Below are 14,313 nucleotides of genomic sequence, written 5' to 3' on the forward strand. Positions count from 1 at the left end.
ATGAAAAAAATAATGAACTACAGCTAATCATAGTAGCATTATAATCGCATAAAAAAACCAGTATTTAAATATATTTAAATACTGGTTTTTTTGAAAGAAATAAAGATCTTTCGTACCTAATTATGGTCTCCCTTTAAGTCTTTTTTCAATTTTTTGTTTTACAACCGTTAAACGTTTCATTAAGTCCATAATTTCTTGGTCTTTGTCAACCTTATAAATATCATTTAGACTTAAAATAAGGTCTTTAACTTCTCTAGAGGCTTCTATGCGTTCGCTGGTGGTTTTAAATGTATGTTTGCGTTGTTCAAATTCAACTGCTTTTTCAATAAGTTCCATAAATAATAATCGTTTTTCAAATAATTTCTCGAAGTAAACAAATTGTAGTTTATCCTCAATTGCACAATATAACAAAAAATTACAAACTTCTTGATTTTAGAGCAATAATTTAGCTAAAATTTAGTAAATACCAGTTAAAATAGACATTTATTTTAGGTATTAATTATTTTTCAAAACAGATTTCATTTTTTTGTTCGGTTTTTATAACAATATTTTTAGAGAATTCTTGTGTTTTAAAGTGAAATTATAGTTACTTAATAACCTGTTTATTTTATGGTTTTGTTAACATAAAAACATGAAAGTATATGTAATTTTATAAGCTATAATTAAATAAAAAAAAAGACTTAAAAATGAAAAAATTACTATTAATTTTATTAACTGTTACAACAGTATATAACGTGGGTGCACAAATTGAAACACCGCAACCAAGCCCTAAAGCCAAGTTTGAACAAAAAGTAGGTTTAACTGATGTTACAATTGAGTACTCTAGACCAGGCGTTAAAGGACGTAAAATATTTGGAGGTTTAGAAAGCTTTGGAACTGTTTGGAGAACAGGAGCAAACGCAAATACAATTATAACATTTAGTGATGATGTAGAAATAGCAGGACAACCACTTAAAGCAGGTGCTTATGCTTTATTTACAAAATTAATCTCGGCTACCGAGTGGGAATTTATTTTCTATAAAGATACCAACAACTGGGGTACACCAAAAACTATAGAGGCTAACAAAATAGCAACCACAGCAAAAGTTGAGGTGGAAAAAATTCCGTTTACAGTTGAAAATTTAACGATTGATATAAATAATATGACTAATAATGGTGCCACATTAGAGCTTATCTGGGAAAACTCGTATGCTGCTGTACCATTTACGGTGCCTACAGAAAAACTAGTTTCTGCAGCTATTGATAAAGTAATGAATGGACCAGGTGAAGCAGATTATTATGCGGCGGCTGCCTATTATTTATCCGAAGGTAAAAACATGGCAGTGGCCATGGAGTATATCGATAAAGCGGTTGAAATGACAAAGGATAAACCAAAATTCTTTTATTTGCGTCGTCAAGCGTTAATTCATGCTGCAAATGGCGATAAATCAGGGGCTATTAAAGCTGCTAAATTATCTTTAAAACTATCTGAAGAAGCAGAAAATGCTGGATATATTAAAATGAATAAAGCATCGCTAAAAGCTTGGGGTGCACTATAGTTTTAACGATTTTAAATAGTATATAAAAGCAAAAGCCTGAACATTATAAAAATGTTCAGGCTTTTTTATGAAATAATATTACCAAATAGGTTGTTGTTTTTTGGGTTATATTTTGATATTCTAAGGAGATGTTTTTAAAATAAATCTGCTATATTTTTATACTATTATTCAGTAGGATTCTCATACAATTTTGTGGGAAAAGTGTTGGTTATTTGGTCTAAGCATCTTTAAAAGTATAATGCTCTATGGGAATAATACATATACTAATTGGAGTTTTGCAATAATCATATGGTATTTATAGTATGCGCATTTTATCCAATAAATCACTTAACTGTTCCGCTTCATCTTCATTTAAATTTTTAAATAAATCGGAATTAAGATTTGAAGGAATTTCAGACAATAAATCTTTCCCTTCCTGTGTAATCTCAATATGTACCACACGTCGGTCATGCTCGCAAGCTAAACGCTTAATATAGTTTTTAGCGTGTAATTTATCCATTAATCGCGTGGCATTTGGAGCGCGCTCTACCATACGTTCTTTAATGACTTGAACACTTAAGGCCTGATTTGCACCATTCAAAATTCGTAAAATATTGAATTGCTGTGGCGAAATACCAAAGGGTTTAAAATATTCATTTTGTAAACTCGAAATCCAATTGGCTGTATAAAGGATATTCAGCAAAGCTTTCACCTTGTTGTTCGGAAATTTCGAATTTATATCTTTACTAATATTGCCCACTTTTATAGACTGTTTTGAAATTTAGTCGCCGCACTTTGCAATTGTGTGTTCAATGCTTCATCTACTATTTTATTAGCCTTAAAATGTGCTCCGAAAAAAGGTAATGAAAAACTTTCTATAATGTTAGCATCATGGAAAGGGAATCTGCCTTTTGCTATGTCTAAAACCGATAAACCACCGCGACCTCCGGGAGAAGTAGCCATTAATAACATGGGTTTTTTAAAGAATAATTTTCCATCAATTCGAGACATCCAATCGAATAGATTTTTAAAAGCGGTTGAGTAAGCCCCGTTGTGTTCTGCTAAGGATAAAATAATCCCATCTGTGTTTTTTAATAGACCGATAAATTTATGAGCATTTTCTGGAATGCCGTGTTCATTTTCATAATCGATACCGTAAAGCGGTAATTCAAAATCGTTTAAATCTAATACGGTCGTTTCTACTTTTTCTACTAAACTGGCTGCATAAATGGCGAGTTGTTTATTAATTGATGTTTTGCTATTACTTCCAGCGAAAGCGATAATGTTTTTCATAATTATTTGTTTATTTTTTTGTTGAATATATACGATACTATAAGTAAAATCATGGCTACTAAGGCTGCTCCTTGTCCACCATCATGCACCATAATATGTGCTGTAAAGGCTAAAATTATGGCAAAAAAGAATGCAGAATACGCCCATTCTTTAATAATTCTAAATTTTGGATGCCATAGCGCAAACAAGCCGAATAACTTTAAAGAGGCATAAGGATATATAATATATGTTGGATATCCTAAATGTGTAAATGCTTTTTCAATATTTTCATGATTAAAAAAATACATACCAGCAGAAAATAGGATGATTACCGAAAATAACCCGGTAGCAATGTAAAATATTATGTTGTTTGTTTTCATAATTTGCTATTAATGGAGACATCAAAAGTATTCATATTAATTATATATTCCAAGGAATATATTTCCGTGGATTGTTTTTTAACAAAATATTCGCTTTATAATTGGTTTTTGGTTTTGTAAATTCGTGCACACAAAATTTCGACAATGGATATTAACTTCAATAAAAACGAAGATCATAACAAGCTTTTACTTTCCGAATTAAAAAAACGATTGGTTAAAGTAAAACTAGGAGGCGGGAAAAGTCGTATTGAAAAACTGCATGCTAAAGGAAAAATGACGGCTCGAGAGCGTATTGATTTTTTATTGGACTCCAAGAGAGAATCGATTGAAATAGGAGCTTTTGCCGGAGAAGATATGTATGCCGAGCATGGCGGATGTCCTTCTGGAGGCGTGGTTGTAAAAATAGGTTATATACAAGATAAGCAATGTATTGTAGTGGCTAATGATGCTACCGTAAAAGCAGGAGCGTGGTTTCCTATTACTGGGAAAAAGAACTTACGTGCACAAGAAATAGCTATTGAAAACAAATTACCCATAATCTATTTAGTAGATTCGGCAGGTGTGTATTTGCCTTTACAAGATGAAATTTTTCCAGATAAGGAACATTTTGGACGTATTTTTAGAAATAATGCCAAAATGAGTAGTATGGGAATTACTCAAATTGCAGCGGTTATGGGAAGTTGTGTGGCTGGAGGTGCTTATTTACCTATTATGAGTGACGAAGCTTTAATTGTTGATAAAACAGCCAGTATTTTTCTTGCCGGAAGTTATTTAGTAAAAGCCGCTATTGGTGAAAGTATAGATAACGAAACTTTAGGAGGCGCTACGACACATTGCGAAATTTCGGGAGTGACGGATTATAAAGCAAAAGATGATGCTGATGCTTTAACGACCATTAAAAATATTATCGATAAAATTGGTGATTTTGATAAAGCAGGCTATAATCGACGTGAAGCCAAAAAACCTAAAGAAAATCCGGAAGATATTTACGGAATCTTACCTAAAAGTCGTGCCGATCAATATGATACTTATGAAATTATAAAGCGGCTTGTTGACGATTCGGAGTTCGATGAATATAAAGCGGGTTACGGCAAAACCATTATAACCTGTTATGCAAGAATAGATGGTTGGGCGGTTGGTATTGTCGCTAATCAACGGAAATTAGTGAAAACGGCTAGCGGAGAAATGCAGTTTGGTGGTGTTATTTATAACGACAGTGCCGATAAAGCTACGCGTTTTATTGCCAATTGTAATCAAAAGAAAATTCCGTTAGTGTTTTTACAAGATGTTACCGGTTTTATGGTGGGCAGTAAAAGTGAACACGGGGGTATTATTAAAGATGGAGCAAAAATGGTAAATGCTGTGAGTAATTCGGTAGTGCCAAAATTCACCATTATTATGGGAAATAGTTACGGAGCAGGAAATTATGCCATGTGCGGAAAAGCTTATGATCCTAGATTAATTGTAGCGTGGCCAAGCGCCGAACTTGCGGTTATGAGTGGGAATTCGGCAGCTAAAGTGTTGCTTCAAATAGAAACCGCTTCATTAAAAAAGAAAGGGGAAATTATTACGCCAGAAAAAGAAGCTGAATTATTTAATAAAATTAAGGCAAGGTATGATAATCAAGTATCACCGTATTATGCGGCGGCACGTATTTGGACCGATGCTATTATAAATCCGTTAGATACAAGAACGTGGATTAGCATGGGGATTGAAGCTGCTAATCATGCGCCAATTGAAAAGCCTTTTAATTTAGGCCTTTTACAGGTTTAGTGATTTGTATAGTTGTTGAATATTTTAAATATATTCATTAAAAAATAATACACGATTAATTCTATTTTATGAAAAAACTAATTTTAGTACGTCATGCCAAGTCTTCTTGGAAACATGATGTTATCGATCATGAACGTCCTCTAAACGATCGCGGATTGAAAGATGCGAATCTTGTTTCTAAACATATTAAAGCGCATTTGGATAAACCAGACGTGGTACTTTCAAGTGATGCTTATCGAGCAAAACATACAGCAGAAATTTTTATTTCTAATTTAAAGATAGCCTCAGAAATAGTTTCCTTTAATCATAATTTATACGATTTTTCGGGTGAAATGTTAACCGAAGTTATCAAATCTTCTCCCAAAACCGTTGATTGTTTAATGGTTTTTGGTCATAATCATGCTATTACAGACTTTGTAAATACTTGCGGCGATCAATTTATAGAGAACGTTCCAACTAGTGGACTTGTCATTATAGACTTTGATAGTAGCGATTGGCAGACTATAAAATCTGGACATATCATTAAAACGGTATTTCCAAAAGATTTAAAATAAGACGATTAGCTTAGTCTTAAACTTTTCGTGTTTTTATTTATTAAAATATCGTGTTAATATTATGATTATAATTCAAAATTTTAGAATTTGATAACTCTAAATGTTTCTTATTTTAGATGTAAATAGAATATATTTGTTATACACATGTTTTTCAACTTAAAAGTACAATGATAAAAACGACACCACCAACAAATAGCTATATAAATAGAGAGGTAAGCTGGTTACAATTTAACGCAAGAGTTTTACAAGAGGCTTCGTCTGCCAATGTACCCTTAATAGAACGTTTACGTTTTTTAGGTATTTTTTCGAATAACTTAGATGAGTTTTTTAAAGTACGCTATGCTACAGTTAAACGTATTGTGGAAGCTGGAAAAGGAGGTAAAAACGAATTAGGAGGAATAAAAGCTAAAGAATTACTAGATATTATTACTCAAATTGTAATTAAACAGCAAAGTGATAGTTTGGATATTCTAACCGATGTAAAATCTAAACTTGAAAAAGAAAATATTTATATTATTGATGAAACGCAAATAGAGGCCTCTCAGCACGATTTTATTAATAATTATTTCATTAAAACGGTAAGTCCTGCATTGGTTACTATTATTCTTAATGATTTGGTGGTATTGCCAAATTTAAAAGATAGTGCAGCTTATTTGGCCGTACGTATGGTAATGGCCGATGATAAAAAGCAATTTGCACTTATAGAAATTCCAAAATCGATAGATCGTTTTATTGAATTACCAAAACAGGGAGATAAAAGTTATATTATTTTAATTGATGATTTATTAAGGCATTGTTTACGAGATATTTTTAATATATTCGATTATAAGACAATATCGGCTCATATGGTTAAAATTACTCGCGATGGCGAATTAGATTTTGATAGTGATTTAAGCAAAAGTTTTATTAATAAAATATCCGATAGTGTTAAACATAGACAGCTAGGTGAACCTGTGCGATTTGTATATGATAAAACCATACATAAGGAAACTTTACAGTTTTTAATGTCTAAAATGGGAATTGATGATACCGATAGTATTATTCCTGGAGGACGTTATCATAACCGACGTGATTATATGGGATTCCCAAGTTTAGGGAGACAAGATTTACTTTATGATAAAATAGAACCTTTACCTATAAAAGGATTAAGTTTTCAGGAGAGTATTTTTGAGGCTATAACAAAAAAAGATTATTTGCTTTATACACCGTATCAAACATTTTCTTACGTTGTTAAGTTTTTAAGAGAGGCGGCATTAGATCCAAAAGTAAAAACTATAAAAATAACCATTTATAGACTCGCTCAAATTTCTCATATAGCAAGTTCATTGATAAATGCGGCTATTAATGGCAAAGCGGTTACAGTATCTATCGAGCTACGTGCCCGTTTTGATGAACAAGCTAATATTGATTATGCAGAGCAAATGCAAAGTGAAGGTATTAACTTAATTTTTGGTGTTGCTGGCCTTAAAGTACACAGTAAAATGTGTGTTGTGGAACGTGAAGAAGGTAAAAAACTGAAACGTTATGGTTTTGTTAGCACTGGAAATTTTAATGAATCTACTGCTAAAATTTATACGGATTATACATTATTTACGGCAGATCAGCGTATTTTAAAAGATGTTAATAAAATATTTAGCTTTTTTCAAGCCAACTATAAAATATACAGTTATAAGCATTTAATTGTTTCGCCTCATTATACTCAAAAAAAGGTTTTTAAATTAATTGATAAAGAGATTGAGTATGCTAGAAATGGACAAGAAGGACTAATTCGTTTAAAAATGAATAGTATTTCGAGTTATACCATGATTGATAAACTTTATGAAGCAAGTCGGGCAGGAGTTAAAATACAAATGATTGTTCGAGGTATTTGTTCTTTAATTCCTGGAATTAAAGGCATGAGCGAAAATATTGAAGTTATTAGTGTTGTCGATAAATTTTTAGAGCATTCTAGAGTTTATATGTTTGGAAACGGCGGTGATTTAAAAATTTATATTTCGTCTGCCGATTGGATGAGTAGAAATATTGAAAATAGGGTTGAAGTAAGTTGCCCTATTTATGATGAAGATGTAAAACAGGAAATTATAGATACATTTAATATTAGCTGGAGCGATAATGTAAAAGCTAGAATATTATGCGAAACACAAGAAAATAAATATAAAGTAAGTGATAAAGAGAAGGTAAGATCTCAATTTGTTGTTTACGATTATTATCTAAAAAAATTAAAAAATTAATATGCTTTCAATTAAAAAATACGCGGCCATTGATATTGGTTCAAATGCAGTAAGATTACTCATTTCAAATATTATTGAACAGAAGGGCAAACCCGTGCAGTTTAAAAAAAACTCATTGGTTCGTGTGCCCATTCGTTTAGGTGCCGATGTATTTATTAAAAATAAAATATCAAAAGAAAATACAGCTCGTATTTTAGACACCATGTTAGCGTTTAAATTATTAATGAAATCGCATAAAGTGGTTAAATATAAGGCTTGTGCAACTTCAGCAATGCGCGAGTCTGATAACGGCAGTAAAGTGGTTGCCGCAGTTTTGGAACATGCAGGAATAAGTATTGATGTAATTAATGGTGAAGAAGAAGCCGCTATAATTGCAGCTACAGATTTAAACAAATTTATAGACCCAAATAAAATTTATTTATATGTTGATGTTGGAGGGGGAAGTACTGAATTTACAGTAATAGACCATGGTAAACAATTAGCTTCTAGATCGTTTAAAATTGGTACGGTACGCTTGTTGAATGATATGGTTAAAAAGGAAACCTGGAAAGAATTAGAAGCTTGGATTGGTGTAAACGCCAAACATTATGATAAAATAGAAGTTATAGGGTCTGGAGGGAATATTAATAAAATATTTAAAATATCAGGAAAAGCTATTGGAAAACCGTTGACGTATTTTTATATGACATCCTATTACAATACATTACAAAGCTACTCCTATGAAGAACGTATTACAGAATTAGACTTAAATCAAGATAGAGCAGATGTTATTATTCCAGCCATGCGTATATATATGTCTGCCATGAAATGGAGTGGAGCAAAGAATATTTATGTTCCAAAGATTGGTTTGGCCGATGGTATTATTAAAAGTATTTATTATGATACAGTATCAAGTAATACACAGTAGATTTTAGTATTTTAACCTGTTAATTTGAGCATTTCATTTTTTGCGTTTATCTTAGTTCTTTAGAATAAAAACGTACAAATAGATTTTAGTTTTTATATTTATCCTCTAAAAAAAATGTTTTATGAAAAAAAAATTATTAATTCTTTTATGCGTGGCTGTTTCTATCGTGGCTTCAGCACAAGAAACATCCTTTGGTATTAGAGCCGGTATTAACGTTTCTAATTTAGATATTGATCCTTATCCTACAGTAGAGAATGGACATAGAAATGGTTATTTCTTTGGAGGGTTCGTTAACTGGAGGCTTTCAGATCAATCGGCACTTCTTACAGAGTTACAATACTCACAAGAAGGAGCAAAGGCAGAAGCTTTACACGGCGATTATATTCAAATGCCCCTTATGTTTAAATTTCAAGTAACGCCTGGTGTTTCTGTTGGAGCAGGAGCTATGCCAGCAGTAAAAACTTGGGGTTTTGAAGATGGGTTTTCAACATTTACTTTTTCTGGTATTGCTGGTGTTGAGTATTTATTTAGCGATATGTTATTTGTAGATGCCAGACTTCATTATGGTTTAACCAGTGTGTTTGATGAAAAATCGGCTAACGACGCAACTAATGTTACTTTACAATTTGGTATAGGTATTAAAATTTAAAATAATATTGTATTAATTATGTCTTATTTAGCCATGAACGGTTTCCGATTTACCTAAATTTTTCATAATATCAGCTTCATATTCAAGAAGTTGCTGCCATTTGGTGTCAACTTCTTTTTTTTCTCCATATTGTCTGGCAAAACCTAAAAACATGGTATAGTGGTTTGCTTCACTAATCATTAAGTTTTTGTAAAATTCAGCCAATTCTTTATCTTGAAGTTCTAAAGAGAGTAGTCTAAAACGTTCGCAACTTCTAGCTTCAATTAAAGCAGCGTATAGTAGGCGGTGCACTAATTGAGTTGTTCTACTACCTCCTTTTGGGAAAAATTTTAATAATGCTATAACATAGTCGTCCCGACGATCTCTACCTAAGGTCCATCCGCGTTCTAAAATTTTATCGTGTACCATTTTAAAATGGCTAATTTCTTCCTTTACCAAGGCCACCATTTCTTGTACAAGTTCGGTGTATTCTGGAAAACTAACAATTAAGGAAATAGCTGTACTTGTTGCTTTTTGTTCGCAAAAAGCATGATCGGTTAATATGTCTTCAATATTTTTTTCTACTATATTTACCCAGCGTGGGTCTGTTGGTAATTTTAAGCCTAGCATAATAAAAAGTATTTAAAGCAAATTTATTTCTTTAATTCTAATTTCGGCATATCTCTAGCCTAAAATATTAAAGAATGATGATTTTTATAAATAAAAAAAGGTTAAACTATAAATAGCCTAACCCGTTCTCTTTTCTTTTTCAATTTTTCTTTTACTATTTGTCAATAGAGCCTAAAACACGTTGCATAAAACCGTTTATGGCTTCTTTTTTCGGGGTGCCTTCTTTTATCATTTTGTTCACTTCTATGGCGCCGTACATATTAGAAATAAGCTCACCAATAACATCTAATTCTTCATCTTTTAGTGAAGAAACTTCGGTTAAAGCTTCTAATGTTTCAATAGTTTCAACAACGTAATCCTCGTCGTTTTCTTCAATAAATTGTGTTAAATGTTTTATTACTGGTAATTTCATAAATAATATTCTTTTTTTTTCCGCGAAGGCGAGAATCTTTTTGACTTGTTAGATAACTTCGCTAACTAATTCTTTTAAAACATCGAATTTGTTAGTTTGAACTTGATTAATCAACTTTCCTCCTTTGAAAGCGGCAAAAGTTGGTAAATTATCAACAGTAGCTAATTTTCTAGACTCAGGAAATTTTTCAGCGTCAGCAATAACAAAAGATACACCTTCATTTTCTGTTGCTAATTTTTTGAATTTAGGTTTCATAATTCTACAGTTTCCACACCATGTAGCAGAAAATTGCACAATTACCGTATCATTATCAGAAACGATTTCCCCTAAATTATCTTGGTTTAATTCATTTATCATAATTCTTTTTTTTAGAAAGACTTATCCGGTTTTTTAAACCGGATAAGTCTTTAATGTTTACTAGTGAGATGCTAAATAAGCAGCAGTTCCTTTAGCATTAGGTGACATAGCGTCTTTTCCTTCTTCCCAGTTTGCAGGACAAACTTCACCTTTTTCTTGTACGTGAGTTAAAGCATCTACTAAACGAATGTACTCACCAACATTTCTACCTAAAGGCATGTTGTTAATGCTTTCGTGTTGCACAATACCATCTTCATCAATAATGTATGTAGCTCTGTAAGTTACGTTATCACCTTCAACTTGTACCGTTCCAGTTTCTTCATCAAAGGTTTCGTTGGTAATGTCTAAAATCCCTAAAATACTAGATAAGTTTCTGTTGCTATCTGCTAAAATAGGGTAAGTTACACCTTCAATACCACCGTTATCTTTGGCTTGGCTTAACCATGCAAAATGTACTTCAGGCGTATCACATGAGGCTCCAATTACTACGGTGTTACGTTTTTCAAATTCTGGTAGTGCTGCTTGGAAGGCGTGTAATTCTGTTGGGCATACAAAAGTAAAATCTTTTGGGTACCAAAATAATACTACTTTTTTCTTATTGTTAACCGCTTCTTCTAGAACGTTTACTTTAAAAGTATCGCCCATTTCGTTCATTGCGTCAACGTTTAAATCTGGAAATTTTTTTCCTACTAATGCCATGTTTTTATGTTTTAATTGTTAAATATTTTCTTGATACAAATATAAAACACATTAAAGGTTTTTAGTGGATTCCAAAATTTTAATTTTTTATTATAGTATAGTTTTTGTCTATGAGATCAAAATTTAATGATAATTTAACTCTATTTATGTTTAAGTTGTTTTATTTTGATATTTAAGGCAGCAAACAGAAGTGTGGTAAACGGACTTAACCAGTTAAAAATAGCGTAAATAAAATACTCTGAAATACCAACACCAAGAACGCCAGATTGATAAGCTCCACAGGTATTCCACGGGATTAAAACAGAAGTTACTGTTCCAGAATCCTCTAAAGTTCGGCTTAAATTTTCGGGTGCTAAACCACGATCTTCATAGGCTTTTTTAAACATTTTTCCGGGAATTACTATTGCTAAATATTGGTCGGATGCGACAATATTTAAACCTAAACAACTTACTACAGTACTGGCAAATAAACCAAAAATAGTACTGGCTATAGATAGAAGAGCTTTAGTAATTCTGGCTAAGGCGCCAATACCGTCCATGGTACCTCCAAAAATCATGGCACAAATAATTAAATATATAGTCCAGAGCATACCTTCCATACCACCAGCGGAAAACAGCTCATTAAGTTTGTCATTATCAGTTGTAATCTGTGTATCTGTTAAAATAGCAGTAATTATTGTCGATGTTTTAGATTGTCCTAAATTACTAAGTATTTCTGACTGAAAAATAAAAGCAAAAATGGCAGCTAATAAAACACCAGAAACTAATGCGATTAGTGGTTTTGTTTTTAATAAAATTAACGCTATTACCGTTATTGGAACAAGAAATAGCCAAGGTGTAATATTAAAGGTGTTTGCTATAGTTGCTAGTAAATTAGAGACATCGGCGCTTCCTGTTGTTTCAACACGCATACTTAAAATAGCGAATGCTATTAAAGTAATTGCTATGGTAGGTATGGTGGTCATGGACATATACCTTATGTGTGTAAATAAATCTGTGCCTGCCATAGCAGGAGCCAGATTGGTAGTGTCGCTTAAAGGGGACATTTTATCGCCAAAATAGGCTCCTGAAATTACTGCTCCGGCAATCATACCAGGAGTGATACCTAAAGCTGTGCCAATACCAACTAGCGCAATACCAACGGTAGCCGACGTGGTCCAGGAGCTTCCCGTTGCAATAGAAATTACAGCGGCAATAACGACCGATGCAGGCAAGAATATATTAGGGTTTAAAACTTGCAAACCATAATAAACCATAGCTGGAATAACACCACTTATTAACCAAGTTCCTGCCAAAGCTCCAACTAAGAAAAGAATCATTATTGGGATAAAAACGCTTTTTAAGTTTTCCCAAATTTCATAAAGGATATTGTTAAAAGAGGCCTTATTATAGATACCAACAGCAGCAGCTATAAGGCCTCCAATAAGTAAAATTAATTGGTTGGAATAAGCACCAAACCATTCACCATCTTTAAAGGTAATATTGTAAAACAACAAGCTCATTAAGATAATAACAGGAATTAGGGCTTCGTATATGTTTAATTCCGAATTTTCAATAATAGTTTCATGGTCTGCATTTATTTTAGAAATATTCTTGTCGTCTTGCATATTATCAATTTAGTGTTGTAATGTTACGGTTTTAGTTGAATTTATGCAAATAGAAAAAAGCCCTTTTATTGAAAAAGCACCTGTTTTGCTACTATTTGTAGCCAAATAAAACAGTAGTAGGCTAAATTATTTTCTATTAAAATAAAACCTTAATTCTAAAAAGATATCTTACCTATTAAAAGTTAATCTAAATATTTTCCAGGAATAGGGTGCAACCAAGTTTCGTGACTCCAATATAGGTTAAGAATCCACCAGCGTTCACCATCATTTAGTAATTGAATACTATAAATACCACGTATAATAGGTGCTTCATCGGTTTTACTATTAAAAGCTTCAAAAGTGCTAAATACATGAGCCATTTTTCCAAAAACCTCCGATTTTCTATGAATTTCTTTTTCAATAAAACCATTAGAAATCATCCATTTTTCAGAACTTTTAATGTAGTCGCCACTTCCCATAAATTTTACTTGAAATTGACGTTCATCATTCTTTCCCGCAGTAATTAATTTGGCATCAGGATGAAACAAGAATTTAAATAACTTCCAATCACGTTCATCCTCTTTTTCACCAGAAATTTCATGATAAAATGTTTCAATGACATCACTTACGGTGGCTACATTTTTTGAATAATCAACAACGTGTTCTTTATGTTCTTCGCCCTGTTTATTAGGGTTTTCCTTGTTTTTTTGTGCCGAAACAGAAATTGAAATAACACTTAAAAAAAGTATAAAAACGTATTTTTTCATAGAAATTTATTTGTAAATTTTCTTTATCCTGTCTAAGTTTCGCTTGTTATCACGGTCCTTAATAGTTTCACGTTTATCATATAGTTTTTTACCTTTAGCTAAGGCAATAACTAATTTGGCGTAACCATTATCGTTAATAAATAAGCGTAATGGAATTATAGTTAACCCCTTGTTTTGCACTTCTTTATGTAGTTTTTTTAACTCCTTTTTATTAAGTAGTAACTTGCGTTCTGCTTTGGGTTTATGGTTGTAATAATTACCATAAATGTACTCTTCAACGGTCATGTTTATTACAAAAAGTTCGCCAGCCTCATTAAACTCGCAAAAACTTTCAGCAATAGATGCACGACTACTTCTAATCGATTTAATTTCAGTACCCGAAAGTACAATTCCCGCGGTGTACTTATCTAAAATCTCGTATAGAAAGCGCGCCTTTTTGTTCTGTATGTTTACCTTATTTTGCATGACCAACAAAATTACAAAAATTATTATGGCATTCCCTTTTTTAATGCTATAAGATTTTTAAAAATAAAACCTTATAGCTTTAAAAAACGTCGGGCTATACGCTACAAGTCCTCGCGCTACCAATTCTCATTGGTA

17 protein-coding genes are annotated in these 14,313 nt (G+C 32.2%); 6 read left to right on the plus strand and 11 right to left on the minus strand.

The window, feature by feature from the left end; genetic code table 11:
* Positions 1-120 precede the first annotated feature (120 nt).
* Positions 121-336 carry a hypothetical protein gene (locus FQU21_RS04560; protein ID WP_147676807.1) on the minus strand — a complete coding sequence of 72 codons (216 nt, stop codon included), beginning with the start codon at positions 334-336 and terminating at the stop codon, positions 121-123.
* Positions 337-686: 350 nt separating this feature from the next.
* On the opposite strand from FQU21_RS04560, the gene FQU21_RS04565 reads away from it, so the two are divergent.
* A complete protein-coding gene (locus FQU21_RS04565; RefSeq protein WP_147676808.1) occupies positions 687-1,538 on the plus strand; it encodes a DUF2911 domain-containing protein in 852 nt (283 codons plus the stop codon).
* A gap of 295 nt (positions 1,539-1,833) precedes the next feature.
* On the opposite strand, the gene FQU21_RS04570 is transcribed toward FQU21_RS04565, so the two are convergent.
* The 3 genes from FQU21_RS04570 to FQU21_RS04580 are packed head-to-tail and all read right to left on the minus strand — an operon-like array spanning position 1,834 to position 3,169.
* Positions 1,834-2,277 carry a MarR family winged helix-turn-helix transcriptional regulator gene (locus FQU21_RS04570; RefSeq protein WP_147676809.1) on the minus strand — a complete coding sequence of 148 codons (444 nt, stop codon included), beginning with the start codon at positions 2,275-2,277 and terminating at the stop codon, positions 1,834-1,836.
* A gap of 2 nt (positions 2,278-2,279) precedes the next feature.
* Positions 2,280-2,810 carry an NADPH-dependent FMN reductase gene (locus FQU21_RS04575; protein WP_147676810.1) on the minus strand — a complete coding sequence of 177 codons (531 nt, stop codon included), beginning with the start codon at positions 2,808-2,810 and terminating at the stop codon, positions 2,280-2,282.
* Between the two features lie 2 nt (positions 2,811-2,812).
* Complete coding sequence (locus tag FQU21_RS04580; RefSeq protein ID WP_147676811.1) at positions 2,813-3,169, minus strand: DoxX family protein; 357 nt, start codon at positions 3,167-3,169, stop codon at positions 2,813-2,815.
* 144 nt (positions 3,170-3,313) lie between these two features.
* On the opposite strand from FQU21_RS04580, the gene FQU21_RS04585 reads away from it, so the two are divergent.
* The 5 genes from FQU21_RS04585 to FQU21_RS04605 all read left to right on the plus strand — a co-directional run bounded on the left by FQU21_RS04585 (position 3,314) and on the right by FQU21_RS04605 (position 9,283).
* Positions 3,314-4,942, plus strand: coding sequence for an acyl-CoA carboxylase subunit beta (locus tag FQU21_RS04585; protein WP_147676812.1), 1,629 nt, complete (start codon positions 3,314-3,316; stop codon positions 4,940-4,942).
* Between the two features lie 68 nt (positions 4,943-5,010).
* On the plus strand, positions 5,011-5,496 hold the full coding sequence (locus FQU21_RS04590; protein WP_147676813.1) for a SixA phosphatase family protein: 486 nt from the start codon (positions 5,011-5,013) through the stop codon (positions 5,494-5,496).
* A gap of 167 nt (positions 5,497-5,663) precedes the next feature.
* A complete protein-coding gene (gene ppk1, locus FQU21_RS04595; protein WP_147676814.1) occupies positions 5,664-7,727 on the plus strand; it encodes a polyphosphate kinase 1 in 2,064 nt (687 codons plus the stop codon).
* A gap of 1 nt (position 7,728) precedes the next feature.
* Positions 7,729-8,634, plus strand: coding sequence for a Ppx/GppA phosphatase family protein (locus FQU21_RS04600; RefSeq protein ID WP_147676815.1), 906 nt, complete (start codon positions 7,729-7,731; stop codon positions 8,632-8,634).
* A 121-nt stretch (positions 8,635-8,755) separates the two neighbouring features.
* Positions 8,756-9,283 (plus strand): porin family protein, encoded by a 528-nt coding sequence (locus FQU21_RS04605; protein WP_147676816.1) that lies wholly within the window; start codon positions 8,756-8,758, stop codon positions 9,281-9,283.
* A gap of 27 nt (positions 9,284-9,310) precedes the next feature.
* Here FQU21_RS04605 and miaE read toward each other — a convergent pair whose 3' ends face one another.
* The 7 genes from miaE to smpB form a co-directional block, all read right to left on the minus strand.
* Positions 9,311-9,892 carry a MiaE family protein gene (miaE, locus tag FQU21_RS04610; protein ID WP_147676817.1) on the minus strand — a complete coding sequence of 194 codons (582 nt, stop codon included), beginning with the start codon at positions 9,890-9,892 and terminating at the stop codon, positions 9,311-9,313.
* Between the two features lie 154 nt (positions 9,893-10,046).
* Entirely contained in the window at positions 10,047-10,304 is a 258-nt protein-coding gene (locus tag FQU21_RS04615; RefSeq protein WP_147676818.1) for a DUF6952 family protein, read from the minus strand.
* 48 nt (positions 10,305-10,352) lie between these two features.
* Complete coding sequence (locus FQU21_RS04620; RefSeq protein WP_147676819.1) at positions 10,353-10,661, minus strand: thioredoxin family protein; 309 nt, start codon at positions 10,659-10,661, stop codon at positions 10,353-10,355.
* A 60-nt stretch (positions 10,662-10,721) separates the two neighbouring features.
* Positions 10,722-11,360: a peroxiredoxin gene (locus tag FQU21_RS04625; RefSeq protein ID WP_147676820.1), complete on the minus strand. Its 639-nt coding sequence runs from the start codon at positions 11,358-11,360 to the stop codon at positions 10,722-10,724.
* A 140-nt stretch (positions 11,361-11,500) separates the two neighbouring features.
* Entirely contained in the window at positions 11,501-12,967 is a 1,467-nt protein-coding gene (nhaC, locus tag FQU21_RS04630; RefSeq protein WP_147676821.1) for a Na+/H+ antiporter NhaC, read from the minus strand.
* A 182-nt stretch (positions 12,968-13,149) separates the two neighbouring features.
* Positions 13,150-13,713 (minus strand): hypothetical protein, encoded by a 564-nt coding sequence (locus tag FQU21_RS04635; RefSeq protein ID WP_147676822.1) that lies wholly within the window; start codon positions 13,711-13,713, stop codon positions 13,150-13,152.
* A gap of 6 nt (positions 13,714-13,719) precedes the next feature.
* Positions 13,720-14,178, minus strand: a complete 459-nt coding sequence (gene smpB, locus FQU21_RS04640; protein ID WP_147676823.1) for an SsrA-binding protein SmpB — start codon at positions 14,176-14,178, stop codon at positions 13,720-13,722.
* Positions 14,179-14,313: the final 135 nt, after the last annotated feature.

Source organism: Algibacter pacificus (assembly GCF_008033385.1).
In the GTDB taxonomy this organism is placed as follows: Bacteria; Bacteroidota; Bacteroidia; order Flavobacteriales; family Flavobacteriaceae; genus Algibacter; species Algibacter pacificus.